Source organism: Roseateles cavernae (assembly GCF_040187885.1).
GTDB classification, from domain to species: domain Bacteria; phylum Pseudomonadota; class Gammaproteobacteria; order Burkholderiales; family Burkholderiaceae_C; genus Roseateles_E; species Roseateles_E cavernae.
In genome coordinates, this window is record NZ_JBDPLH010000001.1 from 1,220,293 (window position 1) to 1,240,518 (window position 20,226).

Annotated in this window: 20 protein-coding genes; 11 read left to right on the forward strand and 9 right to left on the reverse strand. The window is 67.1% G+C overall.

Going from position 1 to position 20,226, the window contains the following annotated elements; translation table 11 throughout:
• Positions 1-89 precede the first annotated feature (89 nt).
• The gene (locus ABGI63_RS05765; RefSeq protein ID WP_349741717.1) at positions 90-662 is read right to left on the reverse strand and encodes a flavodoxin family protein; all 573 of its coding nucleotides are present in this window, start codon (positions 660-662) and stop codon (positions 90-92) included.
• A gap of 14 nt (positions 663-676) precedes the next feature.
• On the reverse strand, positions 677-1,561 hold the full coding sequence (locus ABGI63_RS05770; RefSeq protein WP_349741479.1) for an NmrA family NAD(P)-binding protein: 885 nt from the start codon (positions 1,559-1,561) through the stop codon (positions 677-679).
• A 159-nt stretch (positions 1,562-1,720) separates the two neighbouring features.
• On the opposite strand from ABGI63_RS05770, the gene ABGI63_RS05775 reads away from it, so the two are divergent.
• The 3 genes from ABGI63_RS05775 to ABGI63_RS05785 all read left to right on the forward strand — a co-directional run bounded on the left by ABGI63_RS05775 (position 1,721) and on the right by ABGI63_RS05785 (position 4,230).
• Positions 1,721-2,632, forward strand: a complete 912-nt coding sequence (locus ABGI63_RS05775; protein WP_349741480.1) for a LysR family transcriptional regulator — start codon at positions 1,721-1,723, stop codon at positions 2,630-2,632.
• Positions 2,633-3,121: 489 nt separating this feature from the next.
• Positions 3,122-3,301, forward strand: coding sequence for a hypothetical protein (locus tag ABGI63_RS05780; protein ID WP_349741481.1), 180 nt, complete (start codon positions 3,122-3,124; stop codon positions 3,299-3,301).
• A gap of 17 nt (positions 3,302-3,318) precedes the next feature.
• Positions 3,319-4,230: a YihY/virulence factor BrkB family protein gene (locus ABGI63_RS05785; RefSeq protein ID WP_349741482.1), complete on the forward strand. Its 912-nt coding sequence runs from the start codon at positions 3,319-3,321 to the stop codon at positions 4,228-4,230.
• Here the strand turns inward: ABGI63_RS05785 and ABGI63_RS05790 are convergent.
• Positions 4,227-4,508: a cupin domain-containing protein gene (locus ABGI63_RS05790; protein ID WP_349741483.1), complete on the reverse strand. Its 282-nt coding sequence runs from the start codon at positions 4,506-4,508 to the stop codon at positions 4,227-4,229. The two genes, ABGI63_RS05785 and ABGI63_RS05790, sit on opposite strands and share 4 nt — an antisense overlap.
• A 61-nt stretch (positions 4,509-4,569) precedes the next feature.
• On the opposite strand from ABGI63_RS05790, the gene ABGI63_RS05795 reads away from it, so the two are divergent.
• The 3 genes from ABGI63_RS05795 (at position 4,570) to ABGI63_RS05805 (ending at position 8,524) form a co-directional block, all read left to right on the forward strand.
• The gene (locus ABGI63_RS05795) at positions 4,570-5,847 is read left to right on the forward strand and encodes an amidohydrolase family protein (protein ID WP_349741484.1); all 1,278 of its coding nucleotides are present in this window, start codon (positions 4,570-4,572) and stop codon (positions 5,845-5,847) included.
• Between the two features lie 243 nt (positions 5,848-6,090).
• On the forward strand, positions 6,091-7,248 hold the full coding sequence (locus tag ABGI63_RS05800; RefSeq protein ID WP_349741485.1) for an SGNH/GDSL hydrolase family protein: 1,158 nt from the start codon (positions 6,091-6,093) through the stop codon (positions 7,246-7,248).
• Between the two features lie 25 nt (positions 7,249-7,273).
• The gene (locus tag ABGI63_RS05805; RefSeq protein WP_349741486.1) at positions 7,274-8,524 is read left to right on the forward strand and encodes a porin; all 1,251 of its coding nucleotides are present in this window, start codon (positions 7,274-7,276) and stop codon (positions 8,522-8,524) included.
• A 43-nt stretch (positions 8,525-8,567) separates the two neighbouring features.
• Here the strand turns inward: ABGI63_RS05805 and ABGI63_RS05810 are convergent, their stop codons facing one another.
• Both ABGI63_RS05810 and ABGI63_RS05815 read right to left on the reverse strand, forming a co-directional pair.
• On the reverse strand, positions 8,568-9,611 hold the full coding sequence (locus ABGI63_RS05810; protein ID WP_349741487.1) for a M48 family metallopeptidase: 1,044 nt from the start codon (positions 9,609-9,611) through the stop codon (positions 8,568-8,570).
• Between the two features lie 4 nt (positions 9,612-9,615).
• The gene (locus tag ABGI63_RS05815) at positions 9,616-10,758 is read right to left on the reverse strand and encodes a YjgN family protein (protein ID WP_349741488.1); all 1,143 of its coding nucleotides are present in this window, start codon (positions 10,756-10,758) and stop codon (positions 9,616-9,618) included.
• Between the two features lie 205 nt (positions 10,759-10,963).
• Here ABGI63_RS05815 and ABGI63_RS05820 point away from each other — a divergent pair, with 205 nt between their 5' ends.
• Complete coding sequence (locus ABGI63_RS05820; RefSeq protein WP_137942646.1) at positions 10,964-11,593, forward strand: glutathione S-transferase family protein; 630 nt, start codon at positions 10,964-10,966, stop codon at positions 11,591-11,593.
• Here the strand turns inward: ABGI63_RS05820 and ABGI63_RS05825 are convergent.
• Positions 11,565-12,245 (reverse strand): response regulator, encoded by a 681-nt coding sequence (locus ABGI63_RS05825; protein ID WP_349741489.1) that lies wholly within the window; start codon positions 12,243-12,245, stop codon positions 11,565-11,567. The genes ABGI63_RS05820 and ABGI63_RS05825 overlap by 29 nt on opposite strands.
• Before the next feature lie 207 nt (positions 12,246-12,452).
• Here ABGI63_RS05825 and ABGI63_RS05830 point away from each other — a divergent pair, with 207 nt between their 5' ends.
• Positions 12,453-13,442 carry a LysR family transcriptional regulator gene (locus ABGI63_RS05830; protein ID WP_349741490.1) on the forward strand — a complete coding sequence of 330 codons (990 nt, stop codon included), beginning with the start codon at positions 12,453-12,455 and terminating at the stop codon, positions 13,440-13,442.
• Here ABGI63_RS05830 and ABGI63_RS05835 read toward each other — a convergent pair.
• Positions 13,429-14,469, reverse strand: a complete 1,041-nt coding sequence (locus tag ABGI63_RS05835) for an aminoglycoside phosphotransferase family protein (RefSeq protein ID WP_349741491.1) — start codon at positions 14,467-14,469, stop codon at positions 13,429-13,431. The genes ABGI63_RS05830 and ABGI63_RS05835 overlap by 14 nt on opposite strands.
• A 136-nt stretch (positions 14,470-14,605) precedes the next feature.
• On the opposite strand from ABGI63_RS05835, the gene ABGI63_RS05840 reads away from it, so the two are divergent.
• The 3 genes from ABGI63_RS05840 to rsmA are packed head-to-tail and all read left to right on the forward strand — an operon-like array spanning position 14,606 to position 19,104.
• On the forward strand, positions 14,606-17,011 hold the full coding sequence (locus ABGI63_RS05840; protein WP_349741492.1) for an LPS-assembly protein LptD: 2,406 nt from the start codon (positions 14,606-14,608) through the stop codon (positions 17,009-17,011).
• Positions 17,004-18,329 carry a peptidylprolyl isomerase gene (locus ABGI63_RS05845; protein WP_349741493.1) on the forward strand — a complete coding sequence of 442 codons (1,326 nt, stop codon included), beginning with the start codon at positions 17,004-17,006 and terminating at the stop codon, positions 18,327-18,329. Before ABGI63_RS05840 ends, ABGI63_RS05845 begins: the two co-directional genes overlap by 8 nt.
• Before the next feature lie 7 nt (positions 18,330-18,336).
• On the forward strand, positions 18,337-19,104 hold the full coding sequence (rsmA, locus tag ABGI63_RS05850) for a 16S rRNA (adenine(1518)-N(6)/adenine(1519)-N(6))-dimethyltransferase RsmA (protein ID WP_349741494.1): 768 nt from the start codon (positions 18,337-18,339) through the stop codon (positions 19,102-19,104).
• 232 nt (positions 19,105-19,336) lie between these two features.
• Here rsmA and ABGI63_RS05855 read toward each other — a convergent pair whose 3' ends face one another.
• Together ABGI63_RS05855 and ABGI63_RS05860 are read right to left on the reverse strand one after the other, a co-directional pair.
• Positions 19,337-19,732: a barstar family protein gene (locus tag ABGI63_RS05855; protein ID WP_137942652.1), complete on the reverse strand. Its 396-nt coding sequence runs from the start codon at positions 19,730-19,732 to the stop codon at positions 19,337-19,339.
• Between the two features lie 55 nt (positions 19,733-19,787).
• A complete protein-coding gene (locus ABGI63_RS05860) occupies positions 19,788-20,132 on the reverse strand; it encodes a guanyl-specific ribonuclease (RefSeq protein ID WP_266007349.1) in 345 nt (114 codons plus the stop codon).
• Positions 20,133-20,226 lie beyond the last annotated feature (94 nt).

Here is a 20,226-nt window from a genome sequence, read left to right on the forward strand (position 1 = left end):
CGGCTCATTGAAACGCGGGGCTTGCTGAAGGCCGGCTCGGCGGCCGTTGCTTGAGGCGAGCCCCGACTCCGAACGCCCGGAGTTCCCTGCTACGCAATGGAAGGCGACGCATGCGAGTAGCGCTTCGCAACGACCCGAAGCCTTTCACCAAAGCGCTTGGCCGTCTCGATATCGCCTTCCAACACTTCGTCAACCCCCGCATCGACCGGGGTTGTGGCCATCGCGCCGGAGGAAGAACCCACATAGTTCAGGTCGTTGCGCAGGGCGGCCTTGGTATTGGAGGGCATCATGCCGGTGCCAACCCATAGGCCGCTGTGTTGCATGGCAAATGTCATGAAGAACTGCAAAGTGGACAGCTTGTCGCCGCTCATGCTTCCGCTGTTGGTGAACCCCGCGAAGAGTTTGTCTTTCCATTTCTGAGCCATCCAGGCCGCGGAAGAGTCATCGGCAAATCTCTTGAACTGCCAACTCGCGCTGCCCATGTAAGTGGGTGAGCCCAGCACAATCAAATCCGCGGCAGCCAGCTCGATCCAGGCGGACTCAGGCAGAGTGCCTTGCGCGTCAATCTCCAGCAATGCGGCCTCAGCGCCTTGGGCGACGGCCTGCGCCAATCGACGGGTATGGCCGTAACCGGAATGGTAGACAACCACAATGGATGGCATGGTTTGTTTCGCCTTCATTGGGCAGTCTTCCAGCGCCCAGCCGTTTCTAGCGCGTAGTCGCGGTAGCTCCGCAACGAGGTGCCCAGTTCTTGCTGCATGCGCTCGACTGCGCCAGCGGAACCCAGCTCGCCATCCATTTGCATGCGTGCCATCATGAGCCGCATGTCATACGCCATCCAGGCGGGTGCAAAGCTCCGGAACCGCGCTTCAAAAGGCCCGATATCGTCACCTGCGTACTCGACGGTCTTGCCCAGCACATCACTCCACACAGCGGCGGCGGTTTCACCCGACAGCGCCGTTGGCCCCACGACATCCAAAACCTCCGTTGGCAAGGGTTCGCTTGCGGCGTCTCGGCGCTGCAGATGTCGTGCGGCAACCTGCGCCACGTCACGCGCGTCCACCATGGAAATGCCTGCGCTGCCGATAGGCATGGGATACACACCCCGCTCCAGAACATCGGACCGAATCAAGGCATCGTCGTTCTGCATGAAGTAAGCGGGACGCAGAATGGTCGCGTGCATTCCAAGCTGTTCGATCATGCGTTCAACCGTGTGCTTCCCAGTGAAATGCGGAACCTCGGTGAAACGGTCGCTGTGCATGACAGACAGGTAAACGATGCGCTCGATACCTGCTTCGCGCGCTAGGTTGAGTGCAATCAGAGCCTGGGTGACTTCGTCTGCGGCAACCGTGTTGAGCAAGAAAAGCGTTCTTGCGCAACCCATGGCAGCGCGCATCGAATCAACATCCTGAAAGTCCCCCTTGACCGCCTTGACGCCCGGTGGGAACCGTCGCTGTTCTGGTGTTCTGGTGAGGGCGTGAACGTCTGCGCCTTGCGCGGCTAGAAGCGCCGCAACTTGTGAGCCGATAAGCCCCGTGCTGCCCGTAACGAGTATGGTCATTTGAGTTGCTTGAAAGTGTGTAATGGCTTGTTGAATCAGGTCTGCGGCCAGGCAAGGAAGCGATCCATGTGTCCTCGCTCGACCCGACAACAAGCTGAATTGTTTATGGTTTAACCTTGCGCACATAGACTCGTTCTGTAGACATCGGCGTACACAAATATGAACAATGAGAACTACTCGATCGACGATCTCCAGTGGTTCATCAAGATCGCGGAGGCAGGGAGCCTCTCACGAGCTTCTCGCCAACTGGATGTTCCAAAATCAACCTTGTCGCGCCGCCTGGCGCGCATGGAGACGGCAGCAGGGGTCAGCCTCGTCAAGCGCAATACCCGAGCCTTCGCATTGACCGACGCTGGCCAACGCCTGCTGGACGGAACAAGTCCACTGATCCATAAACTGAACGCCGTCACCCATGATCTTTTTTCTCAGGATCAACCGCCAAGTGGTCGCGTTCGTCTGGCTGCGTCAGCGACGTTTGGCAAAGGCGTGCTGCTTCCGCTGGTGACTGAGTACCTGTTCAAACACGAACATCTGGAACTGGATGTCAAGCTCAGCAACCGCCACGTCAACATCATCGAAGAAGGCATTGATTTGGCGGTGCGCATTGGCGAACTTGTCGATTCCAGCCTGAAGGCCCGTGCCATCGGCACCGTACGCCCAGCCCTGTTTGCAAGCCCCGCCTATGCAAGCCAATTCGGGTTGCCGCAGCATCCATGTGAACTCAGCGCGTACGCTGGCCTTCTGCAGTCGAGGGAAGCCGCAGAAATCAAACTGCATTCGCGAACTAGAACCGCAAAAGGAATTTTGCGTTCACGTTTAATCATCGGACCTTCCGACGCTTTGATTGCCCCCGCCTTGGACGGACTGGGAATCGCCGTACTGCCCGAGTTCCAGGCTGCGCCGCTGGTCGCATCGGGTCAATTGGTCAGGGTGCTGGAAGGCTGGCAAATGGCCCCGCTGAAAGTCCATCTGATCTACCCCATGCAGCGCCATCAATCGCCAACAGTTCGGGCACTGATGGCATTTCTTGTGGAGCAGATCCCCAAAAGGTTGAAGACACTGTCGATCTGAATTGCCTCGGGTTAACTAGACACTTCTGAGCTGTCGGGACTAGGGCTTTGGGAGCTCTGCCTGCCTCAAAGCAGCCATTCTTCAAGGTCAGCAGATCGCTACTGGCAAGGCCAGGGTATTCCTGCCACGCGTTCGCATGTGGACAGTCCCGGGGGCGCCGGCAGATCCTCTATCTGCTGCAACGGACAGCACTGGCGCAAAGTGACGACCCGTTGCCCGCCAAGTACGCGCTCGAGTGTTCCTGTTTCGATGTCCGTTGGTCGCGAGCTTCCGCTTCGGGCACGAAGCAGCCATCAACACGGAGCGCAGCAGCGCCCCCATGGGTTGTGAGTCGCCACTTGTTGCCGCAGACCTCAGTGTTCGCCGCTCCATGCCTATAGCCATCAGCATGCTGTGAGCATTGCCTGACACGAACAGCCGCCCTTGTCCGACTCCAACCCCACGGTGTTCCCGGCACGATGCAGCAGGAGAAGCCCACCGGAGTCCGTCATGTCCTTCATCTACCCGACCTCGCCCCCCGATACCCTGCATGCGCACCGACCGCCGATCAAGGCGCCTGGTGATGATGAGGAGCCCCAGCCCATGCCTGTCGACCCTGATGAGGGACCGATAGACCCGGCGCCGGAGGATGACCAGACACCGGGGCGCGGCGTCGATCGCGGGCGCTGAGCGCAGCCGCGATGGCGATGAATCGATCGCGTGCCCTCGTTGACCCGCGCGCCGCCCAGCTGCTGCGCCACCCCGGCGCCTTCCTGCTCGGTGCGCTGAAGGCCTTTCGCGCCAACCAGGGCCTGCTGCTGGCCGGTGCGGTGGCTTACTACGCGCTGCTGTCCATCGTGCCGCTGCTGATACTGGCGGTGATCGCGCTCTCGCATGTGGTCGACCAGGCGGCGCTGCTGCAGACCCTGGGCCGCTATCTGGAATGGCTGCTGCCGGGGCATTCGCGCGCCATCGTGACCGAGCTGGCGCAGTTCCTGGCCTTCCGCTCGGTGGTGGGCTGGGTGCTGCTGGTGACGATGCTGTTCTTCAGCTCGCTGGCCTTCACGGTGCTGGAGAACGCGATGTCGGTGATCTTCCACCACCGCGTGCTGATACGGCGGCGCCACTTCCTGGTCTCGGCACTGATCCCCTATGGCTACATCCTGTGCCTGGGCTTCGGCCTGCTGGTCGTCACGCTGGTGGCCGGCGCGTTGCAGGCCATGGGCCAGAGCGAGCTGCAGTTCCTGTGGCGCAGCTGGTCGCTGGTCGGGGTGTCCGGCCTGCTGTTCTATCTGCTGGGTTTTGCCGGCGAGGTCTTTGTGCTGACCTCGATCTATCTGGTGATGCCGGTGGGGCGCCCCTCGCTGCGGCTGGCGCTGTTCGGCGCGATCGCTGCGGCCCTGCTGTGGGAGCTGTCGCGCCATGCCCTGGTCTGGTACTTCGGCACCTTGTCGCAGATCAGCACGGTGTACGGCTCCTTGACCACCTCGATCGCGGTGCTGCTGAGTCTGGAGCTGGGGGCGACCCTGATGCTGTTCGGCGCGCAGCTGATCTCCGAGTACGAACGCCTGGAGGTCGGCGACCCGCCGCCCCAGGCCTTCAGCACCGTGCCCGGCTAGGCGGCGCGCCGCGCCACCCAGTAGACCGCGCCGTCGGCGCCGTAGCGCTCGGCGTGCCGCTCGCCGGCCGCCAGCTCGAAGCCGTCGCCGACCCGCAGATGCCGGGTCTGGCCTGCCACCGTCAGCCACATCTCGCCCTCGGCCATGACGGCCTTGGCGACAAAGGGATGGCTGTGCTCGTCGACCACGGTCAAGGGCGCCCAGCGCCGCTCCAGCACCTCGTCGAATCCGGCAGCCAGGGCCTGCTGCCGGTAGTGCTCGAAACTGGTGATGTCCATGGCCGTTCTCCTGGCGGTCTGCCGGCCTGCTGGCGGCCCCTCCAATGGTAGGCTCGCGGCCATGCTGATACGCAATATCTGCCTTCCCGATGGCCGCCACGGCCAGGACCTGCTGGTGCAGGACGGCCGCATCGCCGCCATCGCGCCGGCCCTGCCGGCGCCGGAGGGCGTCGAGATCATCGACGGCCAGGGCCAGCTGCTGAGCCCGCCTTTTGTCGATGCCCATTTCCATATGGACGCCACGCTCAGCTACGGCCTGCCCCGGGTCAACCAGAGCGGCACGCTGCTGGAAGGCATCGCGCTCTGGGGCGAGCTCAAGCCGCTGCTGACCCAGGACGCCCTGGTCGAGCGGGCGTTGGCCTATTGCGACTGGGCGGTGGCCAAGGGCCTGCTGGCGATACGCTCGCATGTTGATGTCTGCGACCCGCGCCTGCTGGCCGTCGAGGCCCTGCTGCATGTGCGCGAGCGGGTGAAGCCCTATCTCGATCTGCAGCTGGTGGCCTTCCCGCAGGACGGCGTGCTGCGCGCGCCGGGGGCGTTGGCGAACCTGAAGCGGGCGCTGGACATGGGTGTCGACGTGGTCGGCGGCATCCCGCATTTCGAACGCACCATGGCCGATGGTGCGGCCAGCGTGAAGCTCTTGTGCGAGCTGGCCGCCGAGCGCGGCCTGCGGGTGGACATGCATTGCGACGAGAGCGACGACCCGCTGTCGCGCCATGTCGAGACCCTGGCCTTCGAGACCCAGCGCCTCGGTTTACAGGGCCGGGTCACCGGCTCGCACCTGACGTCCATGCATTCGATGGACAACTACTACGTCTCCAAGCTGATCCCGCTGATGGCCGAGGCCGGCCTGCATGCGGTGGCCAATCCGCTGATCAACGTCACGCTGCAAGGCCGCCACGACACGTATCCGAAGCGCCGCGGCATGACCCGGGTGCCCGAACTGATGGCGGCCGGCGTCAATGTCGGTTTCGGCCACGACTGCGTGATGGACCCCTGGTACAGCTTGGGCAGCGGCGACATGCTGGAGGTCGCCAGCATGGGCCTGCATGTGGCGCAGATGACCTCGCAGGCCGGCATGCGCGCCTGCTTCGATGCGGTGACCGTCAACAACGCCCGCATCCTGGGCCTCGACGATTACGGCCTCGAGGTCGGTCGCAGCGCCGACTTCGTGCTGCTGCAGGCCGGCGATGCGGTCGAGGCGCTGCGGCTGCGGGCGACCCGGCTGCTGGTCGTGCGCCGGGGCCAGGTCTTGAGCCGGACGACGCCGGCCACCGCCCGCCTGAGCCTGCCGGGCCGGCCGGCGGCCGAGCTCGACTGGCGCCTAGGGCGGCGCTGAGCGTTGCGCGCATCGCACAGACTGCGGGTGCGCGACCGGGAATAGAGGCGCAGCTCTAGCCTGGCCGGCCGGCCCGGCGGCGCCTGCCGTCCAGGCTTTGTGCCACGCCTGCGGCCTCCTGGTCACCGGACCTCGGCGCCTGAAAACCCTAGCTAGGCGCGTGCCTGCCTATGGCATGCTGCGGCGCTAGATACAAAACAGGCTCGCGCCATGAGCGAGCCTCATGAGCAGGAGACACATCCCATGAATATCCGTTTGGCGCTTGGCGCCGTGAGCCTGGCCGTGCTGACCGCCTGCGGTGGTGGCGAGAGCTCGCCCCCTGCCCCCAGCAGCAACGAGACCACCCGCATCGTCGCCTTCGGCGACAGCCTGACCGATGGCGGCACCTATACCAAGTTCGCCCAGGCGGCCGTGGCCCAGGCCACCGGCGGCGCGATCACGGCGGCCCCGGTCGGCAAGTTCACCAACAGTGCCGGCGCCGTATGGGTCGAGGTGCTGGCCGGCAAGCTCGGCACGACCATCGTCAACGAGCGCTTCGAATACGGCAGCAGCTTCCCGGTGTCGGCCCAGATCAGCAGCGCCGCCAACGCCACCAACTACGCCCAGGGCGGCTCGCGTGTGGCCAAGCAGCCCGGCATCGGCTGCAGCCCGAACGCCGCCGGCGCCTGCACCGGCGCCACCGCCGTGCCGGTGGTCCAGCAGGTCGACCGCGCGCTCGCCAAGGGCAGCTTCACGGCCACCGACCTGGTGGTCTTCTGGGGCGGCAACAACGATGTCTTCCACAACCTCGCGCTGGCCGGGCCCGAGATCACGGCGGCGGTGACCGCCGCCACGCTGGCTGGTCAGTCGGCCGCCCAGATCGCCGCGCTGCAGCAGGCGATCGCCGGCAAGTATGTGATCGAGATGGAGCAGGCCGCGCTGGCCCTGCTGGAGCAGACCAGGCGCGCCCGGGCAGCCGGCGCGCAGCGCATCGTCGTCCTGACCCTGCCGGACTCGGCCAAGTCGCCGATGGGCCAGAGCGCCCAGGTCGGCGCCTCGGGCCGCACCTTGATGTCGACCTTTGTGAAGGCCTTCAACGACCAGCTGAAGAAGGAGTTGGCACTGATGGACACCGGCGTGATGCTGTTCGACGCCGCCGCGCTGTCGGCCCAGTACTACGACAACCCGGCCGCCAACGGCTTCACCAATATCGCGGTGCCGGTCTGCGACCCGGCCAAGACCAACAACACCTCGCTGGTCTGCTTCGAGATCCCGGGCGTGTTCAGCACCTACTTCCCGGCGGCGGTGGCGCCGGCCGCGACCTCGCTGTTCGCCGACGGCGTGCACCCGACGGTGACCTCGCATGCCAAGTTCGGCAATGCCGTGTATGAGGCGCTGAAGACCAAGGGCTGGGTGCGCTGAGACCGCACCGACAAGGAGAACCCCAATGACACAGAACAACAAAGCCATCCTGGCCCTGGCCGCTTCCCTGTTGTGCGGCGGCGCTGCCGCGCAGACAAGCGCCGAGAGCAGCGTGCAGCTCTACGGCATCATCGATGTGGGCGTGACCGCGATCGACGGCTACGGCGACAAGACCCGCCGCTTCGTCTCCAGCGGCACCCAGCTGGGCTCGCGCCTGGGCCTGCGTGGCAACGAGGACCTGGGCGGCGGCTGGCGCGCCATGTTCACCCTGGAGCACCAGCTCTACGCCGACACCGGCTCGCAGAACCAGCAGACCCCGATCTCGGGCTTCGCGATCCCGGCGCGCGCGCTGGTGGGCGTGCCCAACACCATACGCTCGCAGCTGGAGCCCGCGCTGGGCGCCTCGCTGGCGGCCTCGCTGAACAACCGCTTCTGGCATCGCCAGGCCTGGGCCGGCATCGTCACCCCGGTCGGCGCGGTGCTGGCGGGCCGCCAGTACAGCCCGGCGTTCGCCACCTACGGCCGTTTCGATCCGCACCAGGCCGGCAATATCGGCAATGCCCTCGCGACCCTGTCCGTGCCCACCGGCCTGGAAGTGCGCATCGACAACTCGCTGCAGTATGTGGCCGAGATGAACGGCTTCCGCTTCAACGCGATGCTGGGCGCCGGCGAGGGCGAGGTCGGCCCGGGGCGCTTCTGGGGCCTCAGCGCCGGCTATGCCAGCGGTGGCTTTGACATCGGCGTGGGCCATCAGCGCCGCAAGACCTCCGAGGGCCTGGACTCGCTGGAGAACACCATCATCGGCGCCAGCTATTCGACCGGCCCCTGGAAAGTCACCGGCCTCGTGGTCAGCGCCAAGGACAAGCACCCGATCCTCGGTGCCCAGCTGCGCGCGCAGCTCAATGCCAACACCGCGATCCCGGCGGCGCTGAAGCCGGCCTTCCTGGCCTACGGCACGCAGATCGCCAGCAATCTGGGCTTCGACGGCCATCTGGCCTATGGCGGCGTGCATTACCTGGTCAACGAGCGCAACCGCGTGGTCGTCAGCTACGGCGCCTACAGCGACTCGGTGGCGGCGCGCGAGGCGGCCATCGGCGGCGTGGCGCTGGAGCATATGTTCTCCAAGCGCACCTCGGTCTGGCTCTCGGCCAGCTATGTGGACAACAAGAGCGGCCAGCAGGTGCTGCCTTACTCGCAAGGCCTGCTCTACGGTTTCACCGACAAGCCGGGCAAGGACGCCAGCGCCTACTCGCTCAATCTGGTGCACCGCTTCTGAGCGGCAGATCGCTCCGACACAACCCGGCCTCGGCCGGGTTTTTTCATGGCGCGGCGCCGAAGAAGCGCTTGCGCTCCTCGTGGGCCGGATGGCTGGCCAGCGCGATCGGCAGGGCCGACGCGCTATGGTCCTTCTTGTAGCTCTCGATGCGCTCGAAGAACACCAGCATCGCCGTCGGCGAGCGTGCGCCGGCGCGCAGCAGCTCGCGCGCGTAGGCATCGGCCTCGCGCTCGAACTCGCGTGAGTAGGCCTGCTGGCCCAGCACCGTCGGGATGCCCACCAGCACGGCCGAGAAGTCGCCCACCACCAGGCCGGCCATGCTGGCCAGCAGCCCGGCCTGCACCACCATGCGCAGGCCGTGGCGCTGCTGCACATGGCCCAGCTCATGGGCCAGCACGCCGGCCAGCGCGTCAGGCTGGTCGGCCAGCAAATCGGCCAGCGCATCCGTCAGCACGATGTGGCCGCCGGGCAGGGCCAGCGCATTGGGCCCCAGCTCCTTGCCGGCGCTGCGGAAATGCAGCTGATAGGCCGGGGTCGGCCGTCCGCCGGCGCTCAGCAACGCGGCGAAGTCGGCCGCGATGGCCTGCTGGCGCGACGGCGCCAGCGTGCTGGGCTTGAACCAGCGCGTGTCGAAGCTCTGCATGGCCTGGCTGCCGATCTGCTGCTCGGCCTCGGCCGGCAGCAGGGCGACGACGGCGCCGGCGCTCCACGGTATGCCCCAGCGCCAGCCGGTCGCCAGGCTCAGCACCAGCAGCAGCATCGCCGCCGTGACCAGACGCCAGCTCTGCATCCAGCGCACCGTCATGGAGTCGCCAATGCCGCTGGCGCGCGCCCAGTCATCCCAGGCGCGGGCATCGGCGGCGCTGAGCACGCCGCCGTCGGGCAGCTGGGCCTGGCGCTGGCCGTGGCGCTGGCGCTCGGGCCAGCGCACCCGGCGCAGCGGGTAGCTCAAGACCTGACCCTCGCCGTGCTCACCATGGACAGTGCGCAGGCGCAGCGTACCGGCCTCGACCCAGGCCTGCACCGGCTGGGGGCGGGCGCTGCGGCCGTCGAACAGCTCGAGCGGCAGGATGGCGGGCTGATCCACGGGCTCAGAACCCCATGTCGATGCCGAAGAAATCACCGGCGGCGTCGCCGCTGGCATCCTGGTGTTCGGCGCTCTTGCGAGCCACCCAGGCATCGATATCGCCGTTGACGCGCAGGCTGACGGCCTGCAGGCGCATCCGGTTGGCGTGCACCACCGCGAACGGCCGGTACAGGCCCAGGGTCAGCGCAGTCAGCAGCCAGTTCTTCAGGTTCAGCCAGGCAAAGGCGCGCAGCCGCAGCTGGCTGTCGAAGCGCAGGCCGGCGCTGCTGGTGCCGCGCCAAACCATGTTCTGCAGGGCCACCGTGAAGAAGGGGCCGACCAGGGCGAACAGGCCCAGATAGGCCAGCAGGGCCAGCGGCGCCATCAGCAGCGGCGCCTGCAGCAGGAAGTAGACGCCGGCCAGCACCGCGCCGGCCAGCAGGGCGTAGCCGATCAGGAACAGCACGAACTTCAGCATCAGCAGGTAGAAGGCGCCGGTGCCCACGCCGAAGCGCGAATGCTGGCCGGCCAGCGCGTAGTGGCTTTGCTGGTAGCGCTTGCTCAGGCTCAGGCTCCAGGGCGACAGCAGCATGATCAGCAGGGTGGCCGCACCGATCAGGCCCTGGGCCGGCGTGAAGCTCTTGCTCTCCAGCGCCTCGCTATTGAGCAGCGAGACCGCGACGATCACTGCCGCCGGCAGATAAGCCGGCAGCATCGCCAGATAGGCCTGGCGCAGATCGCCGGTGAACGCAAAGCGCAGGCCGCGCCAGCTGGTGTTGGCCAGGCGGAACTGCAGACCCGCCCGCCACAGCGCCGGCCAGACCGCCGCCAGTATCAGGAAGGCGGCCACGCCGGCCGTCGGCGAGATCTGGCCCGAGACGCCGTAGACCAGCATCAGCACGGCCAGCAGCACGAAGCCGCGGAACATCTTCCAGGGGTTGCCGTGGAAGGCCAGGGCCTGGCCGTCGACCAGGGTGTTGCTATAGAAATAGCTGAGCCGGCGCGCCTTGGCGAAGGGCAGATACAGCCCCAGCGTGACGATGATCAGCAGGAGGTTGACGATCCAGATGCGGAAATACTCGCTGCCCGAGGCGCTGAATTCGATGCGCAGCTCGCGCGGGCCGGCGGCCGATCCCTGCGGCTCGGCGGCGGAAAAGTGTTCGTTCATCGGTCCTCCCTGGTTGACTTGTGCCGCTGCGGCGGTCTGAGCCGCCTGTCGGGCCCGTAGTCTGAGGCCGGGCCGCCGGGCTGACAAGGGGACCTTCGGGGGATGTCTGCATGCACCAGTTCCGGGGCTTTGTACAGCCTGGCGCACAACAAGTGCTTCGCTAGAATCTTTTCGAAATGGACAGTCCGTCCGACACAAGCCAGACATGAAACTCATCGGATCCCTCGCCAGCCCCTACGTCCGCAAAGTCCGCGTCGTGATGGCGGAAAAAAAGCTCGACTACCAGCTGGTGCTGGAAGACGTCTGGTCCAGCGACGCCATCATGAAGATGAACCCGCTGGGCAAGGTGCCCTGCCTGGTGATGGAAGGCCAGGACGCGATCACCGGGGCGGTGTTCGACTCGCGCGTGATCGTCGAATATGTGGACACCTTGTCGCCGGTCGGCAAGCTGATCCCCGAGCGCGGCCGCGAGCGCACCGAGGTCCGCACCTGGGAGGCGCTGGCCGATGGCCTGATGGATGCGTCCATCCTGGCGCGCCTGGAGCAGACCTGGGTCGGCCGCACGGCCGAGCAGCGCAGCGCCGTCTGGGTCGAGCGCCAGATGAGCAAGGTGATGGCGGCCCTGCAGGCCATGGGCCAGGGCCTGGGCGAGAAGAACTGGTGCTCGGGCAATCACTTCACGCTGGCCGATATCGCGGTCGGCTGTGCGCTGGGCTATCTGGACTTCCGCTTCCCCGGCATCGACTGGCGCGGCCCGCATCCCAATCTGGCGCGCCTGTTCGACAAGCTGTCGGCCCGCGCCAGCTTCATCGATACGGCGCCGCCGACGACCTGATGAAGCCCTGCGGGGCGACCTGCTGCTGGCGCTGCAGCGCCGCATAGATATAGGCCAGGCGCTGGCCGATATCGGCCGGGCTGGTCTGCCAGCGCTGCGCGATCTCGCCTTCCAGCAGGCCCTGGGCCAGCATGCTCAGCAGATGCTGCTCGGCCTTGCTGAGCAGGCAGCCCGGCGCGGCCGGGGCCAGGTCATGCGCCGAGCTGACGCAGTGCGCCAGCTTCAGGTCGCTGCGCAGCAGGCCGAAGCTCGCCAGCGTCTGGCGGGCCAGCGCCGGCGACATCGTGGCGCGGCGCTGCTGGAATTCCTGCAGCGCCCGCCCCAGCCCCTTGGCCCCGCCGGCGTCCAGCCAGTAGCCCTGGGCGCCGCCACACAAGGACTCGAACAGCAAGGTGTCGTCGGCCAGCGTCGTCAGCAGCATCAGCCGTGGCCGCGCCCGCTCCAGGCGGCGCAGCAGCGCGATCGCATGGCCGTTGATCAGGTGCAGATCGCAGACGACGATATCGGGCCGCAAGCGCTCGACCTGCGGCAAGGCCTCATGCATCTGGGTGCTGACGCCGACGCAATGCCAGCTCGGCAGCTCATCAAACAGGGCGGCTCTGGCCTGGCGCAGCGCTTGGGGGGTACGGCGTAGGAGGTAGACGGAAGGCATGCGCTGGGCGGGGTGAGAGGCGGGCCGATTGTCCCGGCTTCAGGGGACGCAGCAACCCCGTGACCCGGGGACCCCCCGGATGAGGGGCCGATGCCGGCAGCCGTCCCTGTGCGATTGCCGCCCTGCGGGCCCGGCCGGACGCCGGTCATCGTGATCACTTAGACTGGGCCGCGCCCACTACCTGCAGAGGCCCAGCCTCAGCCTCCCATGGACCAGCTCCGAGCCTTGCGTGTTTTCGTCCGCGTCATCGACGAGGGCAGTTTTGCCGCCGCCGCGCGCGCCCTGGACCTGGCGCCGGCCGTCGTGACCCGGCTGGTGGCCGAGCTGGAGGAGCATCTGGGCGCCCGCCTGATCAACCGCACCACCCGCCGCCTGGCGCTGACCGATATCGGCGAGGCCTATCTGGAGCGGGCCCGCCGCATCCTGGTCGAGGTCGACGAGGCCGAGGCCCTGGCGACCACCGCGACGACCGAGCCGCGCGGCCATCTGCGTGTGCTGGTGCCGCCGGCGATCGCGGTGCATCAGCTGGCCAAGCACCTGCCCAAATTCCACAAGCTCTATCCGCAGGTCTCGGTGGAGCTGAGCTCGCCCGGCGGCATCGAGACGGTGGACGAGGCTTTCGACCTGACGATTCTGCACACCCGCCATCCGCTGGACGGTGAGTTCGTGGCCCGGCGGCTGGCACGCACCGAGGTGATTCTGTGCGCCTCGCCCGAGTACCTGAGCAAGCGCGGCCGGCCCCAGCATCCGAATGATTTGCGCGACCATGACTCGCTGCTGCCGCCGGTCTCCGAGCTGCAGCGCGGCATCGTGTTCCAGCGCGGCGTCTGGGGCGATGACGAGCCGGGTGGCGAAAGCCTGACCCTGATCCCCAAGCGGCCGGTGCTGACCACCGCGCATATGGACACCAATTACGCCGCCGCGCTGCACGGGCTGGGCGTGGCCGGCCTGCCGTCCTTTCTGATCGAGGACGCGCTGATGGAGCATGCGCTGGAGCGCGTGCTGCCCGAGTGGCGGCTGTTCAGCTTCACGATCTGGGCCGCGATGCCGACGCGCAAATATGTGCCGGCGCGCACCCGCGCCTTCCTCGACTTCCTGGTCGAGGTCTTCGGCGGCGAGGACCGTGACCCCTGGCTGGCAGCCGCCGGCTGCGAGACCAACCCGGGCGTCTGCGGCGAGTCGGTTAGCGCAGGCTGAAGCCGGTCTGCACCAGATTGCCGCGCAGGCCCTCCAGCAGATGGGTCAGCGGCGAGAGCTGGACATAGCGGGTCGAGACCTTGATCGCATAGGCGAAGAAGCGCGGCAGGTCCTCGGCATAGGCGGGCTTGCCGTCGCGCTGCTTGAGGCGGCAGAACAGGCCCAGGATCTTCAGATGGCGCTGCAGGCCGGTCCATTCCAGCTGGCGCCAGAACTCGCCGAAGTCCGCGTCCACCGGCAGGCCGGCCTTGCGCGCCTGCTCCCAGTAGCGGATCGCCCAGTCCAGCTCGCGCTCCTCGTCCCAGGAGATGAAGGTGTCGCGCAGCAGCGATGCCAGGTCATAGCTGATCGGGCCGCGCACCGCATCCTGGAAGTCCAGCACACCGGGCCCGCCCTCGATCACCATCAGATTGCGCGGCATGAAGTCGCGGTGCATCGCCAGCTGGGGCTGGCTCAGGATGTTGTCCACCAGGACCTGGCAGCTGTGTGCCCACCAGCCCTGCTGGGTCGCGTTCCACTGCTGGCCGAACTCGCGCTCGACGCACCAGTCGCTGAAGATCTGCAGCTCGCGGCGCACAAAGCTCTCGTCGAAGGCCGGCAGCCGCTGCGCATCGCCCTTGAGCTGCCACTGCAGCAGCGTGGCAATGGCGGCACGCATCAGCGCGTCGGCCTCCCGGTCATCGGCCTGTTGCAGCGCCTGCAGATAGGGCCGGTCGCCGAAATCGCTGAGCAGCAGAAAGCCCAGGCCTTCATCGGCCGCCAGCACCGTCGGCACGCGCAGCCCGCAGTCGGCCATATGGGCGGCGATCTCTATGAAGGCGCGCTGGCTGCCATGCTGGGGCGGTGCATCCATCACGATCAGCGAGCCGCCCGCTGCGGTCTGCAGGCGCAGATAGCGCCGCGTGCTGGCATCTTCCTTGGCCAGCTGCAGTGTCTCGGGCCGCAGGCCATGGGGGGCGGCAAGCGGCGCCAGCCAGGCCAGCAACTGTTGTTCACGGGCCGGGTCGGGCCAGACGATAGCGTTCATGGGGGAGCTTGGACGGCCGCAGCGGCGCGGCATTGGGTGCGAGGCGGGTGCCTCATGGATAATCAATTCTACAAACCGTCGGCACCGCGCCGAAGCCCTCGCTCAACATCGTCCGAAGAAGACGCCCGCCGACGCCGTGCTGCGCCCACCGCTTCCCTCCTCACCGCCGCCGACCGCGCTGACCCCGCTGCTGTCAGCCCTGCTGCTGGGCCTGTGCGGGCAAGCCCTCGCTGCGCCGGCCGACGAGCCGCTGCGCCTGCGCCCCTCGCGCCTGCTGGCGGCGCCGGCCAGCAGCGAGACCAGCAAGCCGGCCCTGGTGCTGAGCGCCCAGCGCTTGCAGACCCAGATCGACCAGCGTTCGCTGGCCGAGGGCGAGGCCGAGCTGCGCTATGGCGATCTGCTGCTGCGCGCCGACAGCCTGAGCTACGAGCAGGCCAGCGATCTGGCGCGCGCCACCGGCAGCGTCGAGATCAGCCGGGCCGGCAATACCGTGCGCGGCCCCAGCCTGGAGCTGTATCTGCAGCGTTTCGAAGGCGAGTTCCTGCAGCCCAGCTATTTCTTTTCGGAAACCGGCGGCGGCGGCACGGCCCGCTCGCTGCGCTTTCTCGACAGCAAGCGCCTGCGCGCCGAGGCCGCGACTTACAGCAGCTGTCCGGCGGTCGAAGGCGAGGGCACCCAGGCCTGGCAGCTGACGGCCGAGACCCTGAAGATGGACTTCGAGGCCAACGAAGGCCTGGCCAGCAAGGCCGTGCTGCGCTTTTACGGCGTGCCCATCCTGGCCGCGCCGGCGCTGAGCTTCCCGCTGGGCGGTGAGCGCAAATCGGGCTGGCTGCCGCCCAATGTCGGTGTCGACAACCGCAGCGGTGTCGAACTGGGCCTGCCCTACTACTGGAATATCGCGCCGCAGCGCGACGCCACCTTGACGCCCTTTGTGATGACACGCCGCGGGGTCGGCCTGGACAGCGAGTTCCGCTATCTGGAGCCTCATCATCGCGGCGAGCTGAATCTGGCCTGGTTGCCGAATGACCGCGTCGCCGATCGCAAGCGCTGGGCGCTGAACCTCAGCCATGACGGCGAGCTGGGCCTGGCCTGGCGCTACCGCCTGCGCTCCGAGCGGGTCTCGGACGACGACTACTGGAAAGACCTGCCCAAGCGCATCGACAGCGACACCCAGCGCCTGCTGGGCAGCGATCTGCAGCTGCAGCGCGGCTACAGCTTCCGCTGGGGCGAGGCGCAGACCTATGCGCGCATCCAGCAATGGCAGCTGCTGCAGGGCACGGATCTGCAGACCCGCTTCGAGTCGCCCTACCAGCGCACGCCGCAGATCGGCGTGCGCCTGTCCAGCCTGGCCGACGAGGGCGTGCTGGCCGGCTTCACCCCTTGGGGTCGCAAGGCCCGGCTGGAGGGCGGGCTGGAGCTGGAATACAACCGCTTCGACCTGCCCACCGACGCGCTCAGCAGCCAGACCCAGACCGGCTCGCGCGTGCATCTGCTGGGCCATGTCAGCCTGCCGATGAGCGGCGCGGCCTGGTGGTTGATCCCCAAGCTGTCGCTGAATGCGGCCAGCTATTCGTTGGACCAGGCCCTGGCCGATGGCCGGCGCTCGGCCAGCCGTTCGGTGCCGAGCTTCAGCCTCGACCATGGCTGGATCTTCGAGCGCGAGACCCGGCTGTTCGGGCGCGGGCTGACGCAGACGCTGGAGCCCCGCCTGCTCTATGTCAAGACGCCGTATCGCGACCAGCTGGACCTGCCCAATTTCGACTCGGCGGCCAAGGACTTCAACTTCGACTCGATCTACACCGAGAACCAGTTCTCCGGTGTCGACCGGGTGTCCGACGCCCATCAGCTGACGGTGGGCGCGACCTCGCGCTGGATCGACGCCAATGGCGGCGCCGAGCTGCTGCGCCTGGGCCTGGTGCAGCGCTTTCTGTTCAATGACCAGCGCATCACGCCGGACGGCCAGACGCAGACGCGCAAGGTCTCCGACCTGCTGCTGCTCGGTTCGGCCCATGTCAGCGAGCGCTGGTGGATGGATGGTTCGCTGCAATTCAATGCCGACTCGGGCCGCAGCGTGCGCTCGACCCTGCGCGCGCGCTATTCACCCGGCCCCTTCCGCACCGTCAATGCTGCCTACCGGCTGGCGCGCGGGCAGAGCGAGCAGCTGGAGCTGGGCTGGCAATGGCCGCTGTTCGGCGCGGTGGCCCAGTCCGACGGGCCGCGCGCGCGGCGCAGCGTTGGCAGCGGCGGCGGCAGCTGCAGCGGCGCCTGGTACAGCGCCGGCCGCCTGCAGTACAGCCTGCGCGACCGCCGTTTCACCGATTCGGTGCTGGGCGTCGAATATGACGCCGGCTGCTGGATCCTGCGGGTCGGGGCCGAGCGGCTGTCGACCGGCCGGGCCGAAACCAATACCCGTTTGCTGCTGCAGCTGGAGCTGGTGGGCCTGTCCCAGCTGGGCTCCAATGCGCTCGGAGTCCTGAGAGACAATATCCCCGGTTACCGTCAGCTGAGCTCCGACCGCTCGCCCATCCAATCCTATGACTGATCTGCAGCTCTTTCGTTTCCTGCCTCTGGCCTGCGTGCTGAGCGCGACCCTGGTCTGCTCAGTGGCCCAGGCGCAGAGCACCGGCGCCAATCTGCGGCCGGGCGACCATATCGCCGCCGTCGTCAATCAGGATGTGGTGGCGGCCAGCGAGGTGGCGCTGCGCACCGAGCGCCTGCGCGAGGAGGCCCGCCGCCGCGGCGAGACGCCCGATATCGAGGCGCTGCGCAAGCAGGCGCTCGAAGCGATGATCGAGGACCGCGTCATCGTCACCCATGCGCGCGAGAGCGGCACCCGGGTCGATGAGCCCGAGCTGGACCGGGTGGTCGCCAATGTCGCGACGCAGAACAAGCTGACGATGGAGCAGCTGCGCGAGCGCCTGCGTGCCGAGGGTCTGGACTACCGGCGCTTCCGCGAGAACCTGCGCGACCAGATGATGACCGAGCGGGTGCGCGAGCGCGAGGTGCAGGGCCGCATCAGCATCACCGACGGCGAGATCGACAAATTCCTGGAGCAGCGCCGCCAGCAGGCCGGCGGTGCGGACCAGCTCAATATCGCGCAGATCCTGGTCGCGGTGCCCGAGGGCGCGGCCGAGGCGCTGGTGGCCGAGCGCCGCGCCAAGGCCGAGGCGGCGCTGGCCCGCGTCAAGGGTGGCGAGGACTTTGCCAAGGTGGCGCGCGAAGTCTCCGAGGACGGCAACAAGCAGCGCGGCGGCGAGATCGGGCTGCGCGCGGCCGACCGGTTGCCGGATCTGTTCGTCGACGCGGTGCGTGATCTGCAGTCCGGTGCGGTGCGCGCCGAGCTGCTGCGCTCGGGGGCCGGTTTTCATGTGCTGAAGCTGGTGCAGCGCCGCACGGCGGCCGATGCCGTCAATATGGTCACGCAGACCCGGGCCCGCCATGTGCTGCTGCGGCCTTCCGAGCAGCTGAGCGCCGAGGTGGCGGCGCGCCGCCTGGCCGAGTTCAAACGTCTGATCGAGAGCGGCCAGACCAGCTTCGAGAAGGTGGCGATCGACAACTCCGAGGACGGCAGCGCCGCCGGCGGCGGCGATCTGGGCTGGGTCTCGCCGGGCGGCTTCGTGCCCGAGTTCGAGGAGGCGATGAATGCGCTGCCGATCAACGGCATCTCGGCACCGGTGCCCTCGCGTTTCGGCGTCCACCTGATCCAGGTGCTGGAGCGGCGTGACACCGAGGTCGATCCCAAGCAGCTGCGCGAGCAGGCCCGCAATGCCTTGCGCGAGCAGAAGTACGAGGACGCCTACCGCGAATGGGTCACCGAGCTGCGCGCCCGCGCCTTTGTGGAGCTGCGCGAATGGCAGTGAGCATCTGATGGCTCACATTGCCCGCAAGCGCTTTGGCCAGCATTTCCTGACCGATGGCGGCATCATCGATGCCATCGTTAGCGCGATCGAGCCGGCCGAGGACCAGGCCCTGGTCGAGATCGGCCCCGGCCTCGGCGCGCTGACCCTGCCGCTGCTGCAAAGCCTGCCCGCGAGCAGCCGGCCGCTGACCGTGATCGAGCTGGACCGCGACCTGGCCGCCAAGCTGCGCCGCCGCGACGATCTGGAGGTGATCGAGTCCGATGTGCTGAAGGTCGACTTCGCGGCGCTGGCCGCCGCCAAGGGCCGGCGCCTGCGCGTGGTCGGCAATCTGCCCTACAACATCTCGACGCCCATCCTGTTCCATCTGCTGGGCTTTGTGGACCAGGTGGTCGACCAGCACTTCATGCTGCAAAAAGAGGTGGTCGACCGCATGGCCGCTACGCCGGGCAACAAGGACTTCGGCCGTCTCTCGGTGATGCTGCAGTGGCGCTATCACGTCGAGGCGGTGCTGGATGTGCCGCCCGAGGCCTTTGATCCGCCGCCACGGGTGGACTCGGCCATCGTCCGCATGCTGCCCTATGCCCAGGCGCCGGCGCTGGACCCGCTGCTGCTGGGCGAGATGGTGCAGGTGGCCTTCTCGCAGCGCCGCAAGCTGCTGCGTCACAGCCTGGGTGTCTGGCTGGCCGCGCGTGGCTTCGAGGGTGAGTTCGATCTGAAGCGCCGCGCCGAGGAGGTGCCGGTGGCCGATTACATCGCGCTGGCCCAGGCGCTCTGAAAACAAAAAGGGACTCCAGCGGAGTCCCTTTCTTCTTGCGGCGAGCGCTATGACTTCAGGCGGCGCTATGCCGCATTCAGCCACATCGAGGTATCGAACGCACTGCTCATCATCGGCATATTCATGCCAAAGTTTGCATTTGCCGCTGCCTTGCTGCTTTTCGCAGCCGGCTTCTCAGCAACCGGGGCCACCTCAGCAGCCCGCTCCCATGACCCGTTTTCTTGGGAGCGGGCTACTGAAAAGAATAGAAACAGCGGAACTGGACCTTGCGGTCGGCCCAGTAATCGGCCGCTTCGCGGAACACGTCCAGCAGTTGCTCGCGGGCTTCGCGGTCGAAGCGCAGGTTGTCGGGCAGCTGCTCCAGCACCACCACAAAGCCGGGCTGGGCGCCCGACTTGTGGACCAGATCGGTCATGCAGTCATGCAAGGCGTCCAGGTTCTTGCCGAAGTGCGCCGGGAACAGAAAGGACTGGGCGATGCCCTCCAGTACTTCCTGCTTGGACTGAGCTTCGCTCAGATTGGCATACAGGAAATGCTGGCCGGCATCCTGGGCTGCCTGGGCCAAGTCCTCTACGCGATAGGCCCGTATGGCCTGCACGATATTGGGACGGACGGTCTGCAAAAGCATGGTCGCGATCCTCCTATATAGTCACAAGAACTTTTGGCCGCCGGTCACTACGGGCTCAGGGCGCGATGCGCTTGAAGCTGGCGTAATGGTCGTCGGTATAAAAACAAGCATCGGGGTTGGTCGGAGGTTTGCCGCCGCATACCAGCCGCCGGGCTCCGCGGTTGCGGGCGCCTGGCGTCTTGACGGTATATTCGCGGTAGTAGCCCCTGGCCTTGGATGGCAGCAGCCGCTCGCGATTGCCGAACACGCTGCCGTCCTTGTCGTAAGGGAAGGGCCCTCCGGCAAGCACGAGACGATGTGTGTTCTGGGCTTCGCGCGGCAACGCCGCCAAGGCCACCGTGTCTTGCTGCAGGGTTACCGACGGCTTGGCGTGCACCTCCGTGCCCAGCGCCGCCAGCATGGCGACGGCAAGACCGAACTTGCGCCAAGACGGCCACATCGGTGACCTATCGAGCAAAAACACGGGTTTACCCTGAATATCGAAAGCAAGATGG